The sequence below is a fragment of the Chitinophaga sp. 05T412 genome, assembly GCF_056396465.1.
This window is the reverse complement of the sequence record NZ_JBFTLN010000012.1, coordinates 38,163-62,710: the sequence shown is the minus strand read 5'-3', so window position 1 is coordinate 62,710 and position 24,548 is coordinate 38,163. Positions and strand designations below refer to the sequence as shown.

Sequence of the window (24,548 nt, the reverse complement as noted above, 5' to 3'; positions counted from 1 at the left end):
AAATACACAACCTATTCTGTCATCACGCGCTCCAGGTAATGCAGAGCTTATTGAATAATAATCAATCAAATAAGCTGCTGATGAAAACGAACTACCTGTCACTTATTGCTATTTTATTCCTGCTGGCGTGTAATAACAACGCTAAAACAGGCACTGATAAGAAAACCCCGGACCTCCGCTGTTATGTAGCTAAAACAACGGATAAAGCCTGGTACTCCTCCGGTAAAAAAGCGCCCAAATTAACCGGCCTGAAAGGGATCGATTTCCCGGTGTCAACAAATAATCCAGCCGCGCGGGAATATTTCAACCAGGGAATGATGCTAATGTATGGTTTCAATCATGCAGAGGCGGCGCGGTCTTTTTATGAAGCCTCCCGCCTGGACAGCACTTGTGCCATGGCTTACTGGGGATATGGATATGTATTGGGGCCTAATTATAATGCAGGTATGGAAGAAGACAACTTCCAGCGGGCCTATGATGCTGTGGTGAAAGCAAAGTCGTTAAGTGCCGGATGTACACCAAAGGAAAAGGCGCTCATCCAGGCATTGGCCGCCCGTTATGCAATGCCGGCGCCAGCGGATAGGAAGCCCTTGGATATTGCCTTTGCCGCCGCAATGAAGGAAGTATATGATCAATATTCTACTGACCCGGATATTGGCGCATTGTATGCAGAGGCGTTGATGGATCTTCATCCATGGGATCTGTATGACATGAAAACAAAACAACCCCGTGCCTGGACACCGGCGTTACTGGCGGTACTGGAACACCTGATTAAAGTGAATCCCAAACATCCGGGTGCACATCATTACTATATTCATGCTGTAGAGGCGTCTGCCACGCCGGAAAAGGGATTGGCAAGTGCGCGGCTGCTGGATACGCTGATACCGGGAGCAGGACATTTACTACACATGCCGTCGCATATCTATATCAATACCGGCGACTATCACCTGGCTACGTTAGCGAATATACGTGCAGTGGAGGTGGATAGTAATTACGCGGTAACCTGTCATGCGCAGGGAGCTTACCCACTGGGCTATTCTCCGCACAATTATCATTTCCTGGCGGCAGCTGCTACGTTGGAGGGCGACTCTGCGCTGGCGTGGAAGGCGGCGAAAAAATTGCAGGAGCATACCTCCGCTGATATCATGCGTTTACCGGGCTGGGGCACCTTACAGCATTACTATACAATACCCTATTACGTGGCGGTGAAATTAGGCATGTGGGATACTATTCTGGCCATTCCTTCCCCGGCGGAAGACCTGGTGTATMTGCAGGCTATCTGGCGTTACGCAAGAGGGATGGCATTCCTGGGAAAGCATCAGGTAGCAGATGCAGAAAGGGAACTGGCTACTTTGAAAACACTGGCATCGGACACGACCCTTCGCCACCTCACTATCTGGAATATCAACACCACTGCCGACCTGGTGCAAATAGCCCTGAAAGTATTATCCGCAGGAATGGCGGCGCAACAACAACATACTGATGCTGCTATTACCTTGCTGCAGGAGGCGGTGGCCATGGAAGATAAACTGAATTATAATGAACCACCCGACTGGTTTTTTTCTGTCAGACATTATCTGGGTGCGGTACTCCTGGATGCGGATAAATTCAGCGACGCGGAAACCGTGTACCGAAAGGATTTGCAGACATGGAGAAATAATGGATGGGCATTGATGGGACTCTACAAATCCCTGATAGCGCAGCATAAAATCGCGGAGGCACAACAGGCGAAGTCTGCATTTGATGCCGCGTGGCGTTATGCAGATATGGAGCTCACCTCATCGTCCGTACTGCATACTCCTCAGTAAATGTCTGCAGTATAAATTGTCCAATTCCCCCCTTTATCTTGTCCAATGCGCACCGGGTGAAACACTATATTAGCGAGTACTTTTGAAAAAAATAAATAGTTATGGCAAATATCTTACATCGGGTTGGAATTAAAACATCCTCAATAGATGAGGTATACCGCGCATTGACCACAGAGAAAGGGCTTGCAGGCTGGTGGACTTCCGACACAACAGGAGAAGGTAATCAGGTGGGTAATACCATTACATTCGGGTTTGGAGAAAACGGAAACATTGGTATGAAAGTAAATAAGCTGGAACCATCTAAATTTGTGGAATGGCAGGTAGTAGAAGGTCCGCAGGAGTGGCTGGTTACCACCATCAGCTTTGAGCTGAAACAGGACGGCGACTATGTCATCGTACTCTTTAGAAACCTTGGCTGGGCAGAGCCTGTGGAGTTTATACATCACTGCAGCACTAAATGGGCCCTGTTTTTAATGAGTCTGAAGTCTTTGATAGAAACAGGAAAAGGACAGCCTTCTCCAAATGATGTTAAAATCGACAACTGGAACTAGTACCATCAGATAATACTATTACAAGAAAGCCCGCGATCAACGCGGGCTTTCTTGTAATAGTATCCTTATTTATTTTACGATAATATACTTTTTGGCGGTGGTGACTCCTTCCCAATGATCTGTTCGGAAGGGCGCTGCCGGTAAGCCTTCTTTATTGTATAAATTGGCTTCCATGGCGTCGTCTGTCCAGCCGTATCTCACTGCTGCGGGATGGGAAATAGTTTCGTTGTATACCATTACACTATCGCCTTGTACATATGCTTTTGCCCATTTAAATTGCTGATCAGCGCCAGCTATCTGAAATCCCTGGAGGTAACCATATCGGTTTTGTATCGTAAGCCCGCCACCGGTATTGGTGAAATGTAGTACTGCTGTAGCATCTTTTAGGGAGATGGATGCATACAACGGCCCCCCTGGCACTACGTTCATGCCATAGGTTTGCTGCAATGCATTGAGCGCTAACCGAAGGCCTACGTCTTGCTTGTTGGTAGGATGTACATCTGCGGGATTACCGATATCCGTAGTAACGGCCATGCCTGTATGAGGAACGGATAGCGTAAGTAGCTGTGCTTCTCTTAATTCCGCCCAGGCGCTGCCGGTTAATCGCATCTGGCGACTGGGATTGAAGGAAGATAACTGAACAAAATAAAACGGAAAATCGCCCAGGTGCCAGCGTTGCCGCCAGTCGGCAATCATCAGCGGAAACGTGCGGCGGTATTGAAAGGCACGTTCGCAGTTGGCTTCTCCCTGGTACCAGATCGCTCCCCGGATGCCATAGGGAATCAAGGGCGACAACATCGCATTAAATAACAGCGATGGAAAGCTATTCGGGGCTGCTTTGGATGGAAGGCCCACTTTTAATTTATCGGCTGCAATGGCGGGAAGTTCTTTGAAGTCGGGATCAGTGGATAAGGCCTCCTGGCTGGTCCACGTTTCTACATTGGTACCGCCCCAGCTGCTGTGAATGAGGCCTATGGGCACTTTCAACTCCTGCTGTAATYTGCGGGCAAAGAAATAAGCTACTGCACTGAATGAGCCGGCTGTATCCGGACTACATACCTTCCATGTGGCAGGCAGGATATCTGCCTGTGGGGTCAGGGCCGTATTTTTTGGTACCGTGATTTCCCTGATTTCGGGATAGTTCGCTGCTTTAATTTCTTCCGCATTATTCTGGGCATTCCTGAGTGGAAATTCCATGTTCGACTGGCCGGAGCATACCCATACTTCACCCACCAGCACATTCTTTACCAGTAATTCATTGTTGCCTTTTACAACCAATTCGTAAGGGCCGCCGGCTGCTTCTGCGTGGAGTTGTAGTTGCCAGTTGCCGTCCTTTCCGGCTTTAATCGTTTTTACCTGCTTATTAAACCGGATGGTGATTTTTTCACCGGCAGCCGCCCACCCCCAGATGGGGATAGGCGCGTTCCGTTGTAATACCATGTTATCTGAAAACAGGTGTGGCAGTTTTATTTCCGCTGCTGTTGCTGTGGTGTAAAATACCACCGCCAGTAACAGGCTTGCTTTTTTGAAGAAAGAATTAGTTCCAGCCATTTTTGATGTCTTTCGCAACGTTAGGATTGTAGTTTTTCTCGATATCCGGTATAGGGAGCAGTACGTTTTTATCCTCGAAAGGTTGTGTGCCTGTGCCGGGTTCTGCGCCTTTTTCCGCATTGATGGTTTGTTTGATAATGCCCCATCTCAGCAGGTCGAAATACCGGCTTTGTTCTCCGCATAATTCCAGCTGCCGTTCGCGCATTAATATTTTCATCGCGTTGTTTTTATCGCCCAGCGTAGTATACAGGAGGGCATGGGAGCGGGAACGTACACTATCTATCAGTGCCAGTGGAGCGTTACCGGTATTGTTTTGCTGGATATATGCTTCTGCCAGCATCAGCATCACATCCGCCAAACGGATCACTTGTCCGTTAATCGGACTTTTAGGATCACCATATTTTTCTACGAGGTTATAATATTCATATTTCTTCCAACGATAATCACCTTGTGGATCGGTGGCATCAAAAGGATAGGGCTTTGCACCGGTAGCGCATTGCTGGCAATACATGGTTTCACCGCCGGAGGCAGCAGTGCCATAGAAGGTAGATTGGGCACGGGGATCAGTATAAGGTAATCCATCAACAGGGCTGGCATAGGTGAATGCTTTCACTGCTGCATTGCTGATGTATACGTTTTTCCAGTCGTTCCAGCCGTATTCCATGGCGCGGCCGGTATGTGTTTGTTTACCTACCTGTTCTGCGCCATTGCCAAACATGTAGTAGGGAGAGCCAACACCCCAATCCGTCCATTGCTGATTCATGATCTGGAAAATACTTTCCGGTGTGTTCTGATTGGTGGTACTGAAAACGTTATCGAAGGAAGGGTCCAGTTTGTATGCATACGGTGATCCCATCAGCTTTTCAAACGAGGCTTGTGCCTGCGCCCATTTTTTCTGGTACAGATAGGTTTTGCCAAGCAGCGCAATCACGGCGCCTTTGGTAGCGCGGCCCAATTCTGCGGTGGGGTATACGGTGGGTAATTCTGTGGTGGCTTCGGCTTCTGTCAGGTCTTTTTCAATTTGCTTCCATACATCAGCGGCGGCGCTGCGTGACAAGTAGTTGTTGTGAAGGGTGGTTTGATAATCGGTATAGAGTGGTACATCTCCCCATAAAGTAACTAAATGCAGGTAAGCATAAGCCCGCAGGAACTTCACTTCGGCGAGGTACTGATTCAGTTTGGCGCGATCTGCTGTGGCCGTGGGATTCCAGGCTGCTGCCCGGTCTATTACCAGGTTGCATCTGAAAATCATGCGGTAAAGAGAACCCCATAAACTACCCAGGTCTGAGTTGTTGGTACCAAAAGTATAATCGCCCAATTCCTGTTCAGGGCCGAGCAAAAAGCTGGCGCGCTTGGCTTCATGCCCCATCAGGTCAAAAATGAAATAGTACTCGCGTGCCCATAATCCCGGATGTAACAGCGTAGCGTAACTGGCTACGGTAGCCTGGTTCAGCGCGGAGATATTGGTGAAGTAGGTCTCGTATGCGTAGGCGCTTTGATCCACCAGGTCAAGACGTGATTTCTTACATCCTGTGGAAATGGCCATCATACCGGTGATGAATAGTAGTTGACGTATATGCTTCTTCATAAAATCACTTTTAAAAATTAAAACCCTAGTTGAAGACCAGCCATGAAAGTTCTTGGCTGTGGTACTTGTCCCTGATCAATACCGCGTGCAAAAATGTAGTCGCCCGCTATTTCCGGATCATAACCGGTGTAACGGGTAAGGGTGAGTAAGTTTTGCGCCGCAATATAAATGCGCAGCGATTTAAGGGTGTTTTTTGTCACGGTGCTTAACATCGCAGCAGGCGCATTGTATCCAATGGTAATGTTGCGTAAACGCAGGTAGCTGCCATCTTCCAGCCAGAAGTCGGACGGACGGAGGTTACCATTACCGGTTACATTCTGGCCTATGCGGGGCAGCGCCGCTACATCGCCAGGCTTACGCCATCTGTCGAGGATATCCGTGGTAGCATTATGTCCGGTAGACATGAAGCTGGTATTTAATTTCAGGCCGTTCAACAGTTTTGAACCACTTACACCGGACAGTACCAGGTTCAGATCAAAATTTTTATAGGTGATACCCGCGTTGATACCGTATACATATTTAGGGATGGCATTGCCTAATATTTCCTGGTCTTTTGCAGTTACCACGCCATCGCCATCAATATCTTTATAAATAAAATCTCCCGGTAACAAGCCATCCTGGTACTTTGCATTCGGGTTGCCTGTTTTTTTAGCAGCGGCTTCGTTGAGTGTGGTAATCTCTGCGGCATCTTTTGCCACATGGTCCATACGGTAACCGTAGAAAGAACCAATCGCATAACCGGCAGCAGTATACGTAGTAGTAGGTACTGGTGTAAAGGCGCCCGCCTGTATAGGTGCGGAGAACTGATCGCCTAAGGATAATACTTCGTTGTGGTTTACCGATCCGTTCACGCTGATGTTAAAGCTGAAGTTCTTGTTGATTTTATCGTGGTATCCAATAGTCAGCTCAAAGCCTTTGTTGCGCGCGTCTGCAGCATTGACTGTTTTCCTGGGCTGCGTACCGGTAGGACTCACCCCAATACTGGCGGGTAATAAAGTGGTCACCAGCAAACCGGCACTTTTACGATCATACCAATCCGCTTCCACAGCGAGGCGGTTTTTCAGGAATGCCAGGTCGATGCCGATATCCGTTTGTGTGGTTTGTTCCCATTTTAAATCCGGGTTGCTTAAAGTCACCAGTGTGGTACCGGATACAAAGGTTTCGTTACTGCCGAATGAATATACCAGCGCGCCTCCGGGCGTACCCTGATAGGTTTTTGCCGTGTTCAGGAAGTTAGGAATATTGTTGTTGCCGGTTTGTCCCCAGCTGGCGCTTAGCTTTCCATCTGATAAAAATGGCAGACTGTTTTTTATGAAGTTTTCTTCTGAAAAGCGCCATGATAAACCGCCGGCAGCGAAGTTGCCATACCGGTTATTGGGACCAAAGTTGGAAGCGCCATCTCTGCGATAGCTGGTAGTCAGAATATATTTATCGTCGTAAGTATAGTTCAACCGCGCATAGTAAGAGATTACAGAAGGGCGTGCATAGTTGGAATAAGTATTGGTCACAGATTGCGAAGAAGCAACTACTACATCAGGGAGGTTATCGTTAGGCTGACCGGTACCTCTGATAGAAGAACCGTTGGTGCGTCCGGGATCAATATAGCTTTGTCCCGCGATGGCTGCCAGTTGGTGTTTGCCGATTAGTTTGTCGTACGACAGGTAGTTCTCCACCATGTAGTAGGAGTTCTCTGAAAAAACAAGATTCGATTGGCGTGCCTGGTTCAGGAAGTTAGAGGCCTGGTATTGTTGCTGATAGCTGCTGGTCCGGCCGGAATTCACTTCTGCCGCGAATTGTGAGCGAAATTTCAATCCATCGATGATCCGTACTTCACCGGATAATTGCGGGAAGAAAGCCAGTGATTTGGCGGTCTGACTTTTCATGGCAATTTCCTGCAGCGGATTGATGGCATTGCTGTAGTCGTCGATATTGGAAACGATAGAGTATCCGCCCTGGATAGACGGGTCCAGTACGGGTTTATAGGGAGCATATTGTATGGCATTAATGATATTGCCATAGTTGCCTTTGCCTACATATTGACGAACGATCACATTTTGCGTAAACTTAAAGCGACCTAATGTTTCTTCAAGTCCTACACGTGCCTGAAATCTTTTGCTGGAGGCATCGGTTAAAATGGCCTGTTGATCGATGTAGGTGGCGGAGATGCTATAGTTCACCCGTTCCCCGCCGCCGCTGAGGTTCAGGTCATTTTCAGACACCATGGCGTTGCGGAAAATGGCATCCTGCCAGTTGGTACTGTCCTTTAACATACCGGGAGTATTGAATTTGGCGGGTAGGGTGGCATTCTTTGTTGCGGCCAGATCCTGTAATGCTGCTACATATTGATCGGTATTGAGCAGATGTAGTTGTTTCCAGGCCTTAGCCATACCCCATTGCGTGGTAAAGCTGACGCGGGGAGGACCGGTTTTACCTTTTTTAGTGGTGACAATCACCACGCCATTGGCCGCTGCAGAGCCATAGATAGCGGTAGAAGAGGCGTCTTTCAGGACGGTGATGTTTTCAATGTCCTGTGGACTAATGCTATTAAAAAGGCCTTTGCTGCCCTGGATACCGTCTATGATGTACAGGGGATTGATATCAGTAAAGCTACCGGTACCTCTGATAATGATCTGGGCATCGGCGCCTACTACGCCACTGCTTTGCAGTACCTGTACGCCAGCCGCTTTACCAATAAGTAATTGCGATGGGTTGGTGGCGTTAACGGCGCCGGCTTCTTTCACATTCACTACATTGAAAGCCCCTACCAAATCTTTCTTCCGGGCAGTACCATAGCCGATTACCACGATATCGTTCAACGCCGATACCGTTTTAACGAGGCGTATAGAGAAGGTGAGGGTACCGCCAGGCTTCAGGATGACATTGTTCAGCTGTTGGGGTTCAAAGCCCACATACGATACGCTGAAAACGTATTTCCCTTCGGGTGGTAATCCGGAGAAGCGGAACACACCGTTACTGTCCGTCATGACGCCGGCAGTATACTTCGTTTTTTCATTGAGTGCTACTACAGAGGCATTGGGGAGTAGTTCGCCCTGATCTGTGCGCACGGTGCCGGTCACCTGCATGCGGCTTTGTGCCTGGGCGGCCAGGGATACGCCTGATATCAGCATGACTAGCAGCAGGAAAAGCCGCCATTTTGGTTGATAGAACATCTTCATAACTGGAACGTTTTTTTAGTACAGGGCATAGCAAGCCCTCGACGCCACTGACGCCGACTGTGGAATAGAACTATATTGGTGAATTATTTCTTCTTAATAATAAATCCGCTATCGTTTCTGATCAGCTGGAGATTATTAGGAAGCGTTAAATCAGTCAGGATTTTTTCCAGTGAGTCTGTTTTTTCAAATTTACCATCGAAATAAATCTCCATTACATCGGAAGGATAATAATAGATGCTTATGCCGTAGTAATTACTCAACTGTTCCAATACCTGTGACATTGGTTGATTATTAAACTTATACCAGTCAGGTTTCGTATAACCGGTACCGTTATTGCCGGCTTTTACTAGTACATTTGTGGCCGCGGTATTAAAGTCAGCTACCACCGCTTTTCCGGAATTGCGGTAATACCTGAGTTCTTTACCCGGTGTCAGTACCACATCGTTGATGACTTTGGTTTTATTGACCGCCCCTTCTACCAATACTTTCCCGTTGTTGAGTCTTACGGTAATCATATCTTCTCCTGGGATGGCTTTCACATGAAAAAAGGTACCTAATGCAGTCGTGGTTAGTTCGCTGCTATGTACGGCAAAGGGATGTAATTTATCAGCAGCTACCGTAAAATCCGCTTCTCCGGTAAGATATATATGTCTGTTTACTTTGAATTCCTTGTAATAAACCATGGTGGCTGCCGGCAGCAGTTGTACTACAGAGCCGTCCGGTAATACAACGGTCATGGTCTTAGTGCCGTTATTGATAGTGAGCTGTTGTTGTTCTGGTGGAATGGCTACTATCATGGGCGTATTGTTTGCCATTTGCGGCTGCTTACGGTTCACCAGGAACAGGGCGCCACCTGCCAGTATTCCGGTGGCAACTGCGGCAATGGCCAGCCGTTTTATCCATAGTTGCCGCCTGTTACGGGATACTGTTTGGAGATGAATATTTTTCAGCCATTGTTGAGAAACAGTTTCAGGGAGATGACCCTCGTTTGTTTGTTGCAGAAATTCGGTTACCGGCAGATATTTTTCTGTCAGTTCAGGATGTTCCTGCAGGTAGTTGCCAACCTCACGGGCTTCTTCCGGTGTGCATTTATTGCTGAAAAACCGTTTCAGTAATTCATCATTTATCATCATAATATACGGCTGATAGATAAGTAATACGTTTGTAAAGCACTAACTACGTAGTCCGATGCAAAAAAAAATTAAAACCGGCCAAACCACGCCAGGAGCGAGATCAGGAAACCCAGGTAGTGCTTTAGCTGCTTCAGGGCCTGGAAAATATGTGTTTCCACTGTTCTGGACGACAAGGAAAGTTCGTGCGCAATTTGCTGGTAGCTCATCCCTTTATAACGGCTCATTTCAAATACCTTGCGACGCATGGGGGGCATTTCTTTCAGTGCATTGGCCACTTTGGCCTGTAGTTCCTTTTCAGCCAGCTTTCCCCACAGGTCATCTACGGGCAGGGTATATTTATCTATTACATGGATCACTTTTTCCTTGTAAACAGTTTCTTTGCGGAGTAAATCGATGAGGGTAGTACGGGCAATGCGGAACAACTGTAGCTGGATATCGAGTTCGTCAGCCAGGTTTTCCCGGTGATTCCAGCATTTGATAAAAGTAAGCTGCGTCACCTCTTCGGCAATGAAGGATGACCTGGTTTTCTGAAGAATAAAATAGTAAATCCTTTTGTGCCAGGTATAGTAGACTTCATTAAATACCAAAAGGTTACCCTGTTTCAAAGCAGCAATAGTATTCAAAACGTGGCAATTTTACTATAGCAATTTAAATAAATAAAAATGGAAATTCCTAGAAATGCGGGGAGTAGCTCCGTATATATGAATACGTTATATTGAAAAAAGGGCGCCATGGCCCTTTTGATTTTTAAAATTTAATGTGGCTGGTTAATAAGGCGATGGAAAGCTATCACGTAGATGGGCCGCTATACTGGGATCGTTAGCGAGTATTGCCATGTCTGCAAGGTCACGTTGTTCGATGTTTTTCAGTGTCACATCGTTCTTTCCGGTTAACATATTCATCGTTTTCATGGCGCAAAAGTACGGATATCGGCGTTAAGTCAGTTTGTTAACGCCGCATATAAGACCATACGCGACCACTCCACCGGCTATAGAGGCAATTATATCATAGCTGTCGAACACCCTGCCCGGTATCCATATCTGCGCCACTTCATACAGTATCAACCCGCTCACCGCTGCTATACTGGTTTTTAGCGCTTCACTATTGGTATATTGCTTTCTAACAATAACAACAGCAAATGTGAACAATAGGGCCGAGAGGAAATTGGGTAAACTACCGGCAATAATATTAAAGTGGTTGTGAAACAGATACCGCCGGAAACTTAATTCTTCATACAGTGTAAAAGCGGCGATAATAATCAGCAGGGAAAGGTAGAAATAGGAGCGTTTCATGCGGCAAAAGTACGGATATGCTACCAAAGCGCGCTAACCCGGGTATTGGAATTTTCATATGAAGCCGTATCTTCATGGCCCTATATATATCTATGGAAGCATTACTGACCTTTAAGAGATTTCATACTGCAGCACAAGCCGCCGAAATAATAACACTCCTGCACGAACATCATATTCCGGCTCAATACGAAGAGGAAGTGATATTGGATAAAGTATATGTTGGACAGAATTTTGATCAGGGACACCTGGTGAAAATTGCTGCCGCTGACTTTTCCCGTGCCGATGCGCTTCTGAAAAGCCTGATCAGCGTGGCTCCCGAAGACGTGGAACCCGACTACTACCTGTTATCCTTTTCTACTGAAGAGTTGAAAGAGGTGATCATGAAAAAAGATGAGTGGGGCGATTTCGATTATGCGTTGGCGTTAAAACTCCTGGAAAGGCAGGGTGTTTCCTATTCCCCCGAACAACTGGCGCAAGTAGGGGATGGCCGCATGCAGGCACTTTCCCGGCCGCAAGAGCTGCCGGCTATCTGGACGTTGATAGGATTCCTTTCTCCACTGATATTGTTTGCACCGATTCCTTATACACCGGTGTTTTCTTTCCTGGGCGTTTTTATGGGTGCATTTGTTTGGTTGACTAAAAAAACACTGCCGGATGGTTCCCGTATACTGGCATTCTCCGAAAAAACGCGACACCAGGGCTGGTGGATGATGATATCCGGCGTGGTGTTGATCGCCATCTGCTGGACGACGTTGTTCATCAGGCTACCTCACGGCTATTAATGACAGCAATTCCCCAGCTGCATAGGCGGGCATTTCACCGTACCGTAACTACAATATACACAGCAATCACCTGTCTTCGGCTGTATCCGTTGATGGCAGTGCCCGCATTCATAGAAATACTGGCAGGCATCTACCGGCATTATTTCCTCCTTTTGATGCCCACAGTAGGGGCAGGTAAGCACTGATTTTAATTGGATGTTAGCCGGCATAAAGTTCGGTTTTGATGAATGATGGCGCTTTTGCACGGATGTGTAGGCGTTCCCGGTCCCGAAGTTAAAATGAAAATATCACTGTTCCTGTAGTTTGATCGGCATATAATCAAATTGATACTACACCTTCAGAATTAAAATGTTACAGATTTCGTATTAACAATTGGATCACATCTCAATAACAAGGGATTGCGTATTTCAATTAGCTATTATAGTTAAATGATTATAATATCTGGGAAATTCCATTAGACGCTAATCCATTACCCACATGTTGAGAACGCTATTTGTATTTATTTTGACAGCCGTTACAATTTCAGTGAATGCGCAGGAAGAGAGCGTTTTTATGCAGACAGATAAGAAAGTCTGTTTTGTAGCTGATACGATTTGGTTCAGGTCCTTTATTTTAACGGACAGCTCCCGCGTTAGCAGTAATTTTTATCTGGAATTAATTGATCAAAAATCAGTGCTGTTAGAAAGAAAGATCTTCCCTGTTAAGGAACACGCTTGCGCAGGGCAGATCACGATACCTGTGAAGCCGGGCAATTATTGGTTAAGGGGATATACGTTGAATGGTACCAGGGAAGCTATTATTCCTATAAACGTTTTGGATGGAAAAGACCAGAATGTTGTCGTAAAGCAAAGTCCTCCAATACCCTCACCGAACACCCACACCAATTTGATTTCCGTGGTAAAGGATCAGCAACAATATACCGTAAACGTGGCGTCACAGCAGGATTTCAGTTATTGTATTGCTGTCACCGCTATAGATGATGTTGGATCTGCGGCGGCGTCCACATTTCCGATGCCTGAGTTTCCGAAGAGATGGGATACCGCCGGCCTGATATTTCACGCAAAATTGCTTGGGTCTGCAAATAAAAAAAACAGTGACCTGGATGTACACATGTATGTTCAGCATGATTCGGCCAATAGCCTGAAAACTTATCTATCGCTTGATAGCGGATTCGTCACGTTTCAGGATCTTTATTTTTATGGCCCGGCACAATTGCACTATCAACTCTTTAAAAATGAGAAACCATTGAGGGACAATTTTCGCCTTGAATTGCTCCGTGATTCGTTCCCCGCGTTTAAACCGCCTTTAGCCGGATTTAGAAAGGATACGGTCCATCTTTCTGTCGAATTGCCTAAAGCAACCATTGAGGAGAGAATTCTTTCTGGCAGCCGGTTTAAAACTTTAAAAGCAGTGGAGGTAAAGGCCAGGTGGCACGACAGACATCTGGCTTTGGACAAGAAGTATGTTGTAAAGGACGAGTTCAAAGCCACTGAGCAGTTTACTTTCGATCTGAGAGATCCCATAAATCCAGGCGGCATCTATTATGTAATGGATTATTTAGCCCGTGAATTACCTCCCAACTGGGTAGGTGGTACCTTAATGGCATGTAAGCATATTGATGTGTATGTTGATGAACAGTTGAGGGATTTCACATCAGTAACCTTCATGCCGCTGGCCGATTTTGCTTACGCAAAGATTTATAAAGACCTCCATCCGCCATGTCCTGCCATCTGCCTCTATACACGGCATAAAGATGATGTAGTGTCAAAAGATGGGTTGTCAAACACTTTAAACATTAATGGATACACGAAATCGCTAACCTGGTCACAGCCGGATGCAATCACATGGCTCTGGAACAGTGATGTGAGAACGTCTCATTTTCAATTTCCAGCTCCATCGAAGCCTTTTAAAATTGTTATCACAGGTAGGTTGAACGATGGAACGCCTATTTTATATGAAAAATCTTTTACCGGTGATTTTTGACATGCGCCGCCATTAACGCGCTATCAAATTCAAAAATCCTTTCACCGCCCTCACAAACTGTTCTGGCTGATCCATATGCAAACTATGTCCTGCATCCCGGAGTAGTTCCGTTTGTAGCAGGGGATTCATCTGCTGCAACGCTTCCGCCATTTCAACAGACACCACCCCTTTGTCGCCGAATAACAGTAAGGCCGGTATATTTATCTGACAGATCAATTGCCGGTAATCGGGGTTCGGTGGCCGGAGTACTTCGAAAGCAGCCATGCTGGTTTGCAGGCGGGCTTTTGCATATAGCTCAATCATTTCCGATGACCGGTGAGGGTGTCGCGTTCGTCCCGCTGTTATCAGCTCTTCCAGCGATTGATCCAGTACTTTTTGATGTTGTGCGGCTACATCACTTTCGTATACTTCCTGCTGAACCACCGGAGACAAAAAGGTGGGGTCTGCCAGGATGACGGCACGGAGTAAGGAAGGAGCACGACTGTCTACTACGGCTGCCGTCATTCCGCCCATGGAGTGTCCTAGAAGGATAGGAGCAGGAAGCTGTAATGTTTGTATGAAGTCAATGATGTCATTTGCATGATCTTCGTATTGATATCCCTGATCAGGTTTGCCAGACTGGCCATGTCCTCTGGCATCCGGCATGATAACGTCATAATCTGTTTCCAGTGCCCGGGCCAGGTTGGCCCAGCAAAGGCCGTTTGTCATAAGGCCATGCAGCAGCAGTAGTGGCGGCTTGTTGCCACCAGTGCGGGTATAATGTAAACGGATATGATTGGTATCGCAATAGGCACTTTCCCAGTTGAACATTTTTTACTTTTTCCGGATGATGAATAAAGATAATCAACTTATCATCATCGCATATACAACGATGTTATACGTAGGCCAGATCCCAATGTACGAAGAACCACAAACGTATAACAACCKGGTAAAAACTTTTCTGTTGACTAACACATCGCTTAACGGGGATTAAAAAATTATGCGCCAGGTAAACTTTTTCTTACCCGAATGGGTTATTAGTGTTCATACCCTCGGTAAGCAACACCTCAAAGCACCGGATACCCTCATTTAATAACCAATAAAAATCACAATTATGAAGGAAGAATTGCAACCCACCGCCGCAGCAGAGCTGCTCAATGATCCCAATTGTAAGATCACAATTAACGATACCGGATCTATTCAGAACGCAGGGAACGGCTCTGATCAAAATAGGCAGGATGCGCAAAGTGCCATTGCTCAATTATCATTTCCTGATATATGGCGAACTCCACTTTTTAGAATCACTAGTGGGACCGTGGAACTGCGGGTAGACGGGGTTACTGCCGATGGTGGACGTATCTGGTCAGTAGTCATTAGTGATATGAATAGTAATAATGTGCTTGCATATACGCAGGTGCAGGGGAATCTGGCCACAGCCTCTACCTCTGACAGACAAGCGTATGTTCAGCAAATGGTGTGTCGTGCCCTGGCGCAAAGCCTGCAAACCGGAAGAAATACGGATGTTGCGGGACCATGCAGGTAATGGAATATCAGGAAGGAGAGATAACGGGAACGTATATACTGCAAATGGGGCTTCATAAAAAAGCCCCATTTGCTATTTTCCGGGTTAGTTATGTAATTGTAATGAAGTCGGCCCGGTTACTCCATAATAGGCCAGAAAGCCTTATAATAAATTTGATCCACTTTTGGCCCGCGCAGGTGCATGTCTATCACTTCTTTGTCATGTGCGAAATGATAAAAATTAAGATCATACATTGGCTGACGGGTATTACCATCAGGTATAAGCTCGACGCCTCTTATGAGCTGTAGTGAATCATTCAGCCACTTATATTCCTCTTTTGAAACAGGAGAGAGTACGCCTCCGAGCACTTCTGTCCGGATAGTCCGGGTGCTGCGGTGATAGCGCATATTCATCATCGTACAATCTTCACGGAGCGATAATTTACCGGTGGCGTCAGATAGTAAAGGAGTACAGAAACTATTGCTATGTATAGTTGGAAAATCGTTTAACAATATATCCATATATCCGTCGCCGTTAATATCTGTAGCACTGATCTCCCAGATTTGGGTCATGGATAGTGTATGGGAAATGCGCCATTGTTTGCCTGACTTTTGGAGAACAAAGCTAAGCCCGTCGTGATCTGAACAAACCGCTAATTTGTCCTGATGCCAGCGAATTACTGCAACTGAATATTGGTCTACCGCAACAGACCTGGCTGATAGGCTATCCCGTTCCAGCCATGCCAGCACTATCTGTAGAGAATCAGGTACATTGTAAGAAGGAATGGAAAGTGTTGACACAACGGAATCATGTGTCAAGGCTGTTGTCACAACCTGCGGGCTGTCAGCGCTATTGTGCGATTGGATGATTATTCCGGAGGGCCGGGAATGACAGGCCATCAGGATACATAGCAGCGGAAACAGTACATTTTTCATATAGGGACACACGTATATAAATATACATCATTGTCAGGAAACCCTTTCCCTGGTGGTCCTTCTTACAGAAAAATTGTTTAACTTATCACATCCAATCAGGTAACCCATGAAGAACGAATAACAGCTGTTATGAGAATTATCTTCTTCTTATTGCTGACCACCACCGCTATCTCCGTAAAATCACAGGCTCCCTTTGATACCGCTTCGGCTATCGGTAACAATCGCGGGATTTACTCACTGGTAGTAGCTGTAAAGGACCAGGTCATATACACAAAAGCCTTCAACGGACAAAAGATAGACGACCTGCGTAATCATCAATCCCTCACCAAAAGCCTGGATGCGGTATTGGTAGGTATTGCCATCGACAAAGGTTTTATCCCTTCCATCAATACAAAGCTCTGCGATATACTGCCGGCATTGAAAAATGATCCGGATAAACGCAAGCAACAAATCACTATTGCGGATATCATGAATCAGGCCTCCGGCCTTTGGCATGAGAACCTGGACCAACTGAACGTTTACCTGGGATTGCCTGATCCATCAGATTATGTATGGCAGCAACCATTGTTATCTGATCCCGGCAGTGAACTGCACTACAACAATGCGGCTTCTCATTTGATATCCGTTATACTCACCAAAGCCACCGGGCAACGTACGCTGGATTTTGCCCGCCAATATCTTTTTACACCACTCGGCATTGAACACGTAGAATGGCCCGTGATGAAAGATGGCTTTAATGATGGCAGCGGCTTACTAAGCGTACGCATACGCACTGCAGACATGAATAAAATTGGCCGGCTGATACTGGATAGTGGTCGATACAACGGCCAACAGCTTGTCGCCACGCAATGGACCCAGGCGTTACTTCATCCCCCGAAAACCTACCCGGCCCCCTGGGGACTTAGGAATACCACTTACGGACTATTTTTTTATCATAAAACTTGCAAGGGAGAAAATATCACCTATGGAATGGGTTGGGGCGGGCAATTCCTGATCCTGATCCCTGGCCTGGATGCGGTGATATCCGTGAATCAGGCGGTAGATGACCGCAATGCCATCCGGCAATCGGATGTTTTTATGGGAGAAATATTTCCAATGATTTTTGATTGGATACAACAGGGGCGACTTAATAATTCCTTAATGTTGAAATAGTAGTTTTGCAGAACGGGACACAGGGATTAACACTATTAAAGAATTTGGTTTGAACTATATTAGTCTGTTAGGTGCCTTTCAGGCATTGATTGTATTGGGAATTTCTCTCGTTTTTGCTACTAAAAAGCCAGTGCATAATGATCGTATATTAAGCTGGTTGCTGGCCTGCATATTTATACATCTGACAGGTTGCTTTGTGATGAATAAAGCATTTCCGGATGCAGAAATTCATAAAGGCTATAGCACCTTCATTGTGTTATTATATGCACCGCTGTTATGGTTATATGCCAAGCAGTTTCAGGAATACGGCAGGATGCCGGCTATAAAGGTTGTTGCTTTGTTTGTTCCGGCAGGATTGGCTGCTATCGCCTATTTCGCGATTGCAGGGTATATCATTACCCATGGAGGGAAAACCCCTGCTTATATTGGCCTGTATAATAAAACGGTGGGTTGGGCCTGTACCATTTCATATGTTTTTTTTGGTGTCAAATCGTTAAATATATCGCAGCAATTACGAGGGCTATCATTTTCTGAGAAACAGCTCATCCGCCTTATAGCGACCATATTTATCAGCGCTATTGCTATCAGCATCCTGATTTCATTAGGTAACAGTGCATTTCCAAATGAAATTTCAGCAACAGACGCACATCTCTGGATCAGAACAGTCAGCTATACGACGCTGTTGGCTATTTGTCTGGCCATCGGCCGGGTGAAAATCCTTACCATATATAATATCCGCATGATAGATATCTCCCATGGTCATCTATTATTGTCTGAACCAGTTCCGGTGGAGGAGCAAAAGAATTTTGTTCCTCCTGTTTTAAAGAATAGTCCAGAATTGCCACCAGCGCCGATGAATAGTGTAAGCATCACCGCTGAAGCAGCATTCGTTTCAGAAAATAAGCAAAAGAAGTCTTCTTTGCCGGATGTGCTGCAGGCCGATATTATAGAGAAAGTCAATCATCAGATGGGGAATGAAAAGTTGTATACGGACGCCGATTTATCGCTGGATGGCCTGGCGGTATTGATCAATGTACCACGACATCATCTGTCGGAGTCACTTAATAAATACCTGGGAAAGTCTTTTTATCAATATATCAATGAATACCGGATTCAACACGTAATAGTAGAAATGGAAAAATCGAGGGCGCATCATAAGGTACCTAATATTTTATCTATCGCCTTTGATGCGGGATTTAATTCCAAGTCCTCCTTCAACCAGTATTTCAAAAAAACAACTGGTATTACCCCTTCTACCTGGCTGAAAAATGGTAGTACTTCTGTAGATGTTCTCTCGTAAAAAGGTGTTTTTTAAACAGTGTACAACTGTTAAGTGGCTGCTTAACAAATCCTTAATCTGACGTAACTGGTTGTTTTTTAATCGTTTCGGATAAAGTGCTACTAGTCTGATTTATATGGACGTACGTATTTATCGGGAAGGACGATTAAGCCTGCGTCTCCTTTCATCTTTGTGCAAATTAAAAATGCACAATGAATAGGATTCTTTTACTCGTATGCTTTCTTGCACCAGTATTTGCTACGGCGCAACAGATTACCGGGGTAACAGTATCAAAGGGCGAGTTACTTCCCGGAGCTACTGTTACTGCCGGAAGCCTGGGTGCACAAACTGATCTTAACGGAAGATTTACCCTGGTACTCAAACACACGGGAAAGGTTACACTGACTTTTCGTTACCTCGGCTACACCAGCAAAACACTCGATCTCGATGTGAAAACAGGGCTGAACAATATCGGAGATATTGAATTAGCGCCTGCGGCGGGTGTTTTGGGAGAAGTGATCGTCAACGGAGCCACTGCTGGTTCGCAAGTAAAAGCCATTAGCATCAAGAAAAACGCTATTGGTATCATGGAAGTATTGGCGGCTGACGCCATCGGAAAGCTGCCGGACCGCAATGCAGCAGAAGCTGTACAAAGAATTCAGGCGGTTTCTATTGAACGCGACGGAGGAGAAGGCAGGTATGTATCCGTAAGAGGAACACCTATACAATGGAGCGCCACTTTATTAAATGGCAACCGATTACCCTCTGCCAGCCTGGATTACACGGACCGGCGCGTTCAAATGGATATTTTTCCCTCAGAGCTGATTGAATATGTACAACTCTCAAAAGCCCTCACTCCGGATATAGAAGGTGACGCTATTGGAGGCTCCATTAACTTCATTACCAGAGCCGCGCCACAGCAGCGGATATTAAACATCAACGCAGCAGGAGGATATAATGCGCAATCAGATAAAGGATCTTACAATGCGTCGATAGTATATGGCGACCGCATTGCCAAAGGCAAACTGGGTTATCTCTTTTCTGCAGTAGTATGGAAACGTACCAGTGGCACCGATCGGTATAATGTCAATTATGATTTCTCCAACCCCGATAGCAAGCAGTCGTATTCCATTACAGATCTGCAACTACGGGATTATCTCGCCGCCCGCCGCACTACAGGATTAAATGGTGGCATCGAATATAAATTCAACGACCGCCATAAGATTCAGGCCAAAGGCATTTATACAGAATACCAGGATGTACAGATGGTGAGAGAGAATTACTTCTATTTCAATACGGGTGTTTCCACTATTACTACCCGATCTGCCAAATACAATACGAATTTGTATTCGGCAGAATTAAGTGGCCAGTCTACTTTGTCTGGTACATTCAACCTCGACTGGGCAGCGAGTATCGATAAGTCGCGGTTTAAGTTTGGAGATCCGGGTTCCTATCCGATGGCCTTCTTCTCTCAAAAAGCCACCTATGAAGGCTTGACTGATGGTAAGAAATATCTGGCGATGGATGCCCCCAATGGTATAGGTGATAAGATCGATGAGGTATTGCCGCACTTATCAGCTACGACGCCTATCAGCCCGGACGCGATGAGATTATCGCAGGTAGTGATGGTGAGAAGTACCAACTGGGAAGCTAACAAACGCTTTGGGATCAATCTGAACTACCATCCCAGCGAAAAACTGAAATTGAAATTCGGAGGTAAGGTCATTTTTAAAGACAAGCTGGTAGAAACACCGCTCAGTATATACATGGCCGGTATCACCGGTAAGGCGCCTACCCTCACACAAATAGGTACGGAGCCATTCCCTTATAACGGTGGATTTCTGACCGCCATCCATGCTCCTTATAAAAATGTGATGATCGACCAGATGCCAATTGACCAGGTAAAGGAACTCATCACGCCCGCTGGAATTGCTAAATACAGCCTGTTTCCAGTGGAAGTAGATTCCGCTACCAACGCTTCCGGCGCGGGCAGATACTTTACAGGAAAAGAAAATGTATATGCCGTATATGCCATGGGGGAATATAAAGTATCCGATAAAATCACCATTATAGGCGGCATCCGCAATGAGTACAGTAAGGTAACCTTTAACGGAAATAAGGTGGTGACAAAAGCGGGACGCAGTACCGTAGCACCATTGACACAGGATAATAGCTACAATGCTTTCCTGCCGATGTTACACCTTAAATTAAATGCTACCAGCAATGACATTATCCGGCTGGCTTATACCCGGACGTTTGCACGTGCTGATTTCAATAATCTCAATCCCGCTACTACAGTAGATGAAACCAATCGTATTATCACCCGCGGTAACGCTGACCTGAAGCCCACTTTCGCCAATAACTTCGATGTGATGGCAGAGCACTATTTTGGTGGCGTAGGATCTATCACCTTTGGTGCATTCTATAAAAAACTAACGGACCTGATCTATACCAACGAATCTTCACAGGATATCAATGGCATATTATACCGGGTCAGCGAACCTATAAACATGCAGAAAGCCTGGCTGGGTGGGCTGGAAGCCGGATTCTCCAAACGGTTTACCAATCTGCCGGGTTTCTGGAAAGGCTTTGGTGTTGATCTGAACTACACCTTTACGGATTCAAAAGTAAAAATACCACGCTTTACAGGCGGACAAAAAGTAGAAGATGAAAGCGTGATACCTAAACAGGCAAAGCATGTTTTTAATGCATCTATCCTGTATGAGTATGGCAAATTTACCGCAAGAGTAGCCGGCAATTACAAAGGAAAGTACCTGGATGTGATCCGCCAGGCGGCAGGTCCGGATCACTATCGCTGGTATGCTGAAAACTTCACCGTTGACTTTTCGTCTTCCTATAGTATCACGCCCAAAGTCAGAGTATTTGCGGAATTAAATAACCTCACCAATGCACCTGTCAGATATTATCATGGTACCTACAACAGGGCCGAAGAAGCCAGTTGGTTTTCTATCCGTGGACAAGTAGGCGCCAGCATAAAACTTTTCTAACTTTCAAGTATATACGAAATGAAAAAAAAGATAACAAAATGGACCGCGGTAGCAGCAGCGGTATTGGCCACCAGTGGCGCTTATGCACAAAAAACAAAACAAGGCGCCTCTTCTGTCGATGGTCTTAAGATCAATCAAATACAGGTATTGGGCACCCACAATAGTTATGCGCGTCCGGTAGATCCTACACTGCTGGCCTGGGCAGATCCGATTGCTGAAAAAATGATGCAGCAGATGACGAAGAACATCACTAAAGAACAGGCTGCAGCTTACCAGGAATATCATCCCAATTTGACGAAACTCAGTGAGGGGTTAAGTTATAATCATCCATCTTTTGATGTGCAGCTGGATGCAGGTATCCGCAGTCTCGAAATAGACGTGTACTATGACCCTACCGGCAATCGCTTTAATCATCCGGCTTCCTATCGGGCATTGATGGAAAAGGGCGTAAAGAGCCTGCTTCCTTTCGACAGTACCGACCTGGATAAGCCAGGATTCAAGGTATTGCATATGGCGGATTTTGATTTTCGCTCACATTATCCTACGCTGAAACTGGCATTGCGTGCGCTCAAGGATTGGTCCGACAAACATCCTGATCATTTGCCTATTTCCATTATGGTAGAAGCCAAAGACAAAGGTATTCCTTTATTCCCCAATTCAGCCGAGGTGTTACCCTTTACAGCAAAGGCTTTCGATGACCTGGATGAAGAAGTGGTGAGCGTGCTGGGAAGAGATAAATTGATTACACCAGATGATGTACGTGGCAATTACGCTACCCTGAAAGAAGCTGTGCTAGCCAAAAATTGGCCTACAGTAAAGACGGCCAGAGGTAAATTTATTTTCCTGTTACTGCCTTCTGCTGCGGGCATGGAATTACGCACGCCATACGTAGAAAACAGACCTAATCTTGAAAAGCGTATCATGTTTGTGCAGTCAACTGAGAAAGATAGCTACGCGGCATTTTTCCTGTTGGACAATGCGATCTTAAGGCAACAGGAAATCAAGCAATACGTAAAAGATGGCTATATGGTAAGATCCCGTGCGGATATTGATACTTACGAGGCGAAAGTGAACGACCAAACGCGCGCCAAAGCTACTTTTGAGAGTGGCGCTCAGGTTATTTCCACTGACTTTTTTCGTCCGGGAAATGCCTATGGAACCAGTTATTTTGTGCAACTGCCCGGTGGCGGTGAGGTGCGCCCTAACCCGGTAAATAGTAGTAAGTAGGCGATTCGCCGCTTAAAAATAGCAGCGTTGCACGGTAGATCCGTGCAACGCTTTTGTGTTTGATGGCAAGGGTTGACAGAAGGAGCGGTTATTCATCTGTGGCCATGTTGGTATCCAGAAACGCCGGGATCATCGCCATGAGCAAATCCGTTTTTTGTGTCAGCGCAGTATGCATGGTGCCCGGCAATATCGCCAGCTGAGAAGCGGCCAGGCCAAACTCTCCAATGCCGCCACCACCCAATAATCTGAATAATTCGGTCACATGCCCGGGACGCACAATATCTGCATCACCGGCAATGATCAATGCCGGCGATGTTATTTTCCGGATCTCCTCAGCTGGCCAGTTCTGCGGCTGTTGATTGAATGTAGTGACTTTAGCCAGATGTAAAGGCCAGTCCTGTGGCCTCGGAGCAGTGCTTAAGTATTCTGCTTCATACGGCGTGCCCTGCATCGCTTCCGCGGTGAGCAGTTGCTCCAGATCGCGGAGGCCGGGATGCCGTCCATCGCTGTTCCAGGTAACGGAAGCGAGGATCAGCTTACGCACCAACGCAGGTTGTTGCATGGCCACCAGCAACGCTACACCAGCGCCGGTGCTGTATCCGAAGATGTCAGTCTGTTCGATGTGTAGCGCCTGCAACAGGGCGATTACGTCTGCGGCAAATTGCTCAAAAGAAAGCGGACGATCCGGAATATCGGCAGTATGGCCATAGCCCTGAAATTCCACCGCAATTACCTGCCGGTGCGCCGACAGCAACGGAATAAGTGCCCCAAAGGCGGTACCGGTGCCGGATACAGCGCCGGGTAGTAACAGTAATGGCTGCCCCGTTCCATGTATTTCGTAGTACATATCCAGTCCGTTGACATGGGCATAGTGATTGGTAGTCATAGCAGAATTGTTTGCGTAGCTATAAAGGTCGCAAGCCAACTGCAAACCATTCTTGGTGTAGACCAATGTCAGAATTTCACCTGATTAAACAGCTTACTGAAGTTAGTCGGATCAATACCGAGATAAGAGGCAATATATTTATGCGGCACCAAATGCAGCAGCTGCGGGGTTTTCTGGCAAAACGCTTTATAGCGTTCCTCAATAGTGAGTGCACGCAGGTGAATATGTAGGTCTATCATTCCGGCAAACATAGCTTCTGTCATGCGACGAAACAGCCGCTCTATTTGTTGCGACCGATCCACCAGCTGTTGCAACTGTTCATAGGAAATATATTCAACATCACTATCGGTCAAACAAGTGAGATAGTATTTGGAAGGCACCTGGAATGAAAAGGATTCCGCAATAGCGCAAAGGTTAGGCGGGTAGCTGAAACTGATCACATAGGTTTTATCACCATTGTCGAAATAAGCCATCTGTACGCCATTATTCACGAAATAAAGATCGCGTTGTATCTGACCAGGCACGGTGATAGTATCCCCTTTCTTAAACGAACGGGATTGCAGCTGTTCTGCGAGCAGGGCATAATCTGCGTCACTGATAGGATGAAATTGCCTGAAGTACTGAATACGTTCCATAACAAAAGCGCCAGCTCCAAATATAGGGAAGAACAGGGTGAAAAATAATATTCACCTGCGC

The 24,548-nt window shown here is 46.1% G+C and carries 21 protein-coding genes; 9 read left to right on the top strand and 12 right to left on the bottom strand.

The genetic code is table 11. The annotated features are described in order from the left end of the window. Positions 1-80 precede the first annotated feature (80 nt). The gene (locus AC1DFM_RS24310; RefSeq protein ID WP_477079366.1) at positions 81-1,808 is read left to right on the top strand and encodes a hypothetical protein; all 1,728 of its coding nucleotides are present in this window, start codon (positions 81-83) and stop codon (positions 1,806-1,808) included. A 101-nt stretch (positions 1,809-1,909) separates the two neighbouring features. Beyond that, positions 1,910-2,359 (top strand): SRPBCC family protein, encoded by a 450-nt coding sequence (locus tag AC1DFM_RS24305; RefSeq protein WP_477079365.1) that lies wholly within the window; start codon positions 1,910-1,912, stop codon positions 2,357-2,359. Positions 2,360-2,428: 69 nt separating this feature from the next. Here AC1DFM_RS24305 and AC1DFM_RS24300 read toward each other — a convergent pair whose 3' ends face one another. From AC1DFM_RS24300 to AC1DFM_RS24270, 7 genes are all read right to left on the bottom strand, one after another. Continuing rightward, positions 2,429-3,910, bottom strand: coding sequence for a sialate O-acetylesterase (locus AC1DFM_RS24300; RefSeq protein WP_477079364.1), 1,482 nt, complete (start codon positions 3,908-3,910; stop codon positions 2,429-2,431). Further along, the gene (locus tag AC1DFM_RS24295; RefSeq protein WP_477079363.1) at positions 3,897-5,498 is read right to left on the bottom strand and encodes a RagB/SusD family nutrient uptake outer membrane protein; all 1,602 of its coding nucleotides are present in this window, start codon (positions 5,496-5,498) and stop codon (positions 3,897-3,899) included. Before AC1DFM_RS24295 ends, AC1DFM_RS24300 begins: the two co-directional genes overlap by 14 nt. Before the next feature lie 17 nt (positions 5,499-5,515). Then, entirely contained in the window at positions 5,516-8,674 is a 3,159-nt protein-coding gene (locus tag AC1DFM_RS24290) for a SusC/RagA family TonB-linked outer membrane protein (protein ID WP_477079362.1), read from the bottom strand. Positions 8,675-8,757: 83 nt separating this feature from the next. Continuing rightward, positions 8,758-9,807, bottom strand: a complete 1,050-nt coding sequence (locus tag AC1DFM_RS24285; protein WP_477079361.1) for a FecR family protein — start codon at positions 9,805-9,807, stop codon at positions 8,758-8,760. A gap of 68 nt (positions 9,808-9,875) precedes the next feature. Then, positions 9,876-10,430 (bottom strand): sigma-70 family RNA polymerase sigma factor, encoded by a 555-nt coding sequence (locus tag AC1DFM_RS24280; RefSeq protein ID WP_477079360.1) that lies wholly within the window; start codon positions 10,428-10,430, stop codon positions 9,876-9,878. A 144-nt stretch (positions 10,431-10,574) separates the two neighbouring features. After that, positions 10,575-10,703: a hypothetical protein gene (locus AC1DFM_RS24275; RefSeq protein ID WP_477079359.1), complete on the bottom strand. Its 129-nt coding sequence runs from the start codon at positions 10,701-10,703 to the stop codon at positions 10,575-10,577. A gap of 39 nt (positions 10,704-10,742) precedes the next feature. Next, the gene (locus AC1DFM_RS24270) at positions 10,743-11,099 is read right to left on the bottom strand and encodes a VanZ family protein (RefSeq protein ID WP_477079358.1); all 357 of its coding nucleotides are present in this window, start codon (positions 11,097-11,099) and stop codon (positions 10,743-10,745) included. Between the two features lie 92 nt (positions 11,100-11,191). On the opposite strand from AC1DFM_RS24270, the gene AC1DFM_RS24265 reads away from it, so the two are divergent. Next, positions 11,192-11,881, top strand: coding sequence for a hypothetical protein (locus tag AC1DFM_RS24265; protein WP_477079357.1), 690 nt, complete (start codon positions 11,192-11,194; stop codon positions 11,879-11,881). Here AC1DFM_RS24265 and AC1DFM_RS24260 read toward each other — a convergent pair. Continuing rightward, positions 11,878-12,090, bottom strand: a complete 213-nt coding sequence (locus tag AC1DFM_RS24260) for a GDCCVxC domain-containing (seleno)protein (protein ID WP_477079356.1) — start codon at positions 12,088-12,090, stop codon at positions 11,878-11,880. The genes AC1DFM_RS24265 and AC1DFM_RS24260 overlap by 4 nt on opposite strands. A 316-nt stretch (positions 12,091-12,406) precedes the next feature. Between AC1DFM_RS24260 and AC1DFM_RS24255 the strand changes: the two genes are divergently transcribed. Beyond that, positions 12,407-13,864 (top strand): hypothetical protein, encoded by a 1,458-nt coding sequence (locus AC1DFM_RS24255; RefSeq protein ID WP_477079355.1) that lies wholly within the window; start codon positions 12,407-12,409, stop codon positions 13,862-13,864. A gap of 12 nt (positions 13,865-13,876) precedes the next feature. On the opposite strand, the gene AC1DFM_RS24250 is transcribed toward AC1DFM_RS24255, so the two are convergent. Then, positions 13,877-14,674 (bottom strand): alpha/beta fold hydrolase, encoded by a 798-nt coding sequence (locus AC1DFM_RS24250; RefSeq protein ID WP_477079354.1) that lies wholly within the window; start codon positions 14,672-14,674, stop codon positions 13,877-13,879. A gap of 283 nt (positions 14,675-14,957) precedes the next feature. Between AC1DFM_RS24250 and AC1DFM_RS24245 the strand changes: the two genes are divergently transcribed. Next, positions 14,958-15,386: a hypothetical protein gene (locus tag AC1DFM_RS24245; protein WP_477079353.1), complete on the top strand. Its 429-nt coding sequence runs from the start codon at positions 14,958-14,960 to the stop codon at positions 15,384-15,386. Between the two features lie 116 nt (positions 15,387-15,502). On the opposite strand, the gene AC1DFM_RS24240 is transcribed toward AC1DFM_RS24245, so the two are convergent. Beyond that, positions 15,503-16,300 carry an FG-GAP repeat protein gene (locus AC1DFM_RS24240; protein ID WP_477079352.1) on the bottom strand — a complete coding sequence of 266 codons (798 nt, stop codon included), beginning with the start codon at positions 16,298-16,300 and terminating at the stop codon, positions 15,503-15,505. Between the two features lie 129 nt (positions 16,301-16,429). Here AC1DFM_RS24240 and AC1DFM_RS24235 point away from each other — a divergent pair, with 129 nt between their 5' ends. The 4 genes from AC1DFM_RS24235 (at position 16,430) to AC1DFM_RS24220 (ending at position 22,966) form a co-directional block, all read left to right on the top strand. Further along, entirely contained in the window at positions 16,430-17,452 is a 1,023-nt protein-coding gene (locus AC1DFM_RS24235) for a serine hydrolase domain-containing protein (RefSeq protein WP_477079351.1), read from the top strand. A gap of 49 nt (positions 17,453-17,501) precedes the next feature. After that, complete coding sequence (locus AC1DFM_RS24230; RefSeq protein ID WP_477079350.1) at positions 17,502-18,752, top strand: helix-turn-helix domain-containing protein; 1,251 nt, start codon at positions 17,502-17,504, stop codon at positions 18,750-18,752. Between the two features lie 191 nt (positions 18,753-18,943). After that, positions 18,944-21,739 carry a TonB-dependent receptor gene (locus tag AC1DFM_RS24225; protein ID WP_477079349.1) on the top strand — a complete coding sequence of 932 codons (2,796 nt, stop codon included), beginning with the start codon at positions 18,944-18,946 and terminating at the stop codon, positions 21,737-21,739. 18 nt (positions 21,740-21,757) lie between these two features. Beyond that, entirely contained in the window at positions 21,758-22,966 is a 1,209-nt protein-coding gene (locus AC1DFM_RS24220; RefSeq protein ID WP_477079348.1) for a Ca2+-dependent phosphoinositide-specific phospholipase C, read from the top strand. An 88-nt stretch (positions 22,967-23,054) separates the two neighbouring features. Here AC1DFM_RS24220 and AC1DFM_RS24215 read toward each other — a convergent pair whose 3' ends face one another. After that, positions 23,055-23,852, bottom strand: a complete 798-nt coding sequence (locus AC1DFM_RS24215; RefSeq protein ID WP_477079347.1) for an alpha/beta fold hydrolase — start codon at positions 23,850-23,852, stop codon at positions 23,055-23,057. Between the two features lie 68 nt (positions 23,853-23,920). After that, positions 23,921-24,487, bottom strand: coding sequence for a Crp/Fnr family transcriptional regulator (locus tag AC1DFM_RS24210; protein WP_477079346.1), 567 nt, complete (start codon positions 24,485-24,487; stop codon positions 23,921-23,923). Between the last annotated feature and the right edge of the window lie 61 nt (positions 24,488-24,548).

What these genes read in the sequence shown, in the direction of transcription:
- AC1DFM_RS24305 (WP_477079365.1), top strand. Translation starts at nt 1,910, where the DNA reads ATGGCAAATATCTTACATCGGGTTGGAATTAAAACATCCTCAATAGAT.
- AC1DFM_RS24295 (WP_477079363.1), bottom strand. Translation starts at nt 5,498, where the DNA reads ATGAAGAAGCATATACGTCAACTACTATTCATCACCGGTATGATGGCC.
- AC1DFM_RS24290 (WP_477079362.1), bottom strand. Translation starts at nt 8,674, where the DNA reads ATGAAGATGTTCTATCAACCAAAATGGCGGCTTTTCCTGCTGCTAGTC.
- AC1DFM_RS24285 (WP_477079361.1), bottom strand. Translation starts at nt 9,807, where the DNA reads ATGATGATAAATGATGAATTACTGAAACGGTTTTTCAGCAATAAATGC.
- AC1DFM_RS24275 (WP_477079359.1), bottom strand. Translation starts at nt 10,703, where the DNA reads ATGTTAACCGGAAAGAACGATGTGACACTGAAAAACATCGAACAACGT.
- AC1DFM_RS24270 (WP_477079358.1), bottom strand. Translation starts at nt 11,099, where the DNA reads ATGAAACGCTCCTATTTCTACCTTTCCCTGCTGATTATTATCGCCGCT.
- AC1DFM_RS24265 (WP_477079357.1), top strand. Translation starts at nt 11,192, where the DNA reads ATGGAAGCATTACTGACCTTTAAGAGATTTCATACTGCAGCACAAGCC.
- AC1DFM_RS24260 (WP_477079356.1), bottom strand. Translation starts at nt 12,090, where the DNA reads ATGCCGGCTAACATCCAATTAAAATCAGTGCTTACCTGCCCCTACTGT.
- AC1DFM_RS24250 (WP_477079354.1), bottom strand. Translation starts at nt 14,674, where the DNA reads ATGTTCAACTGGGAAAGTGCCTATTGCGATACCAATCATATCCGTTTA.
- AC1DFM_RS24245 (WP_477079353.1), top strand. Translation starts at nt 14,958, where the DNA reads ATGAAGGAAGAATTGCAACCCACCGCCGCAGCAGAGCTGCTCAATGAT.
- AC1DFM_RS24240 (WP_477079352.1), bottom strand. Translation starts at nt 16,300, where the DNA reads ATGAAAAATGTACTGTTTCCGCTGCTATGTATCCTGATGGCCTGTCAT.
- AC1DFM_RS24235 (WP_477079351.1), top strand. Translation starts at nt 16,430, where the DNA reads ATGAGAATTATCTTCTTCTTATTGCTGACCACCACCGCTATCTCCGTA.
- AC1DFM_RS24225 (WP_477079349.1), top strand. Translation starts at nt 18,944, where the DNA reads ATGAATAGGATTCTTTTACTCGTATGCTTTCTTGCACCAGTATTTGCT.
- AC1DFM_RS24220 (WP_477079348.1), top strand. Translation starts at nt 21,758, where the DNA reads ATGAAAAAAAAGATAACAAAATGGACCGCGGTAGCAGCAGCGGTATTG.
- AC1DFM_RS24215 (WP_477079347.1), bottom strand. Translation starts at nt 23,852, where the DNA reads ATGACTACCAATCACTATGCCCATGTCAACGGACTGGATATGTACTAC.
- AC1DFM_RS24210 (WP_477079346.1), bottom strand. Translation starts at nt 24,487, where the DNA reads ATGGAACGTATTCAGTACTTCAGGCAATTTCATCCTATCAGTGACGCA.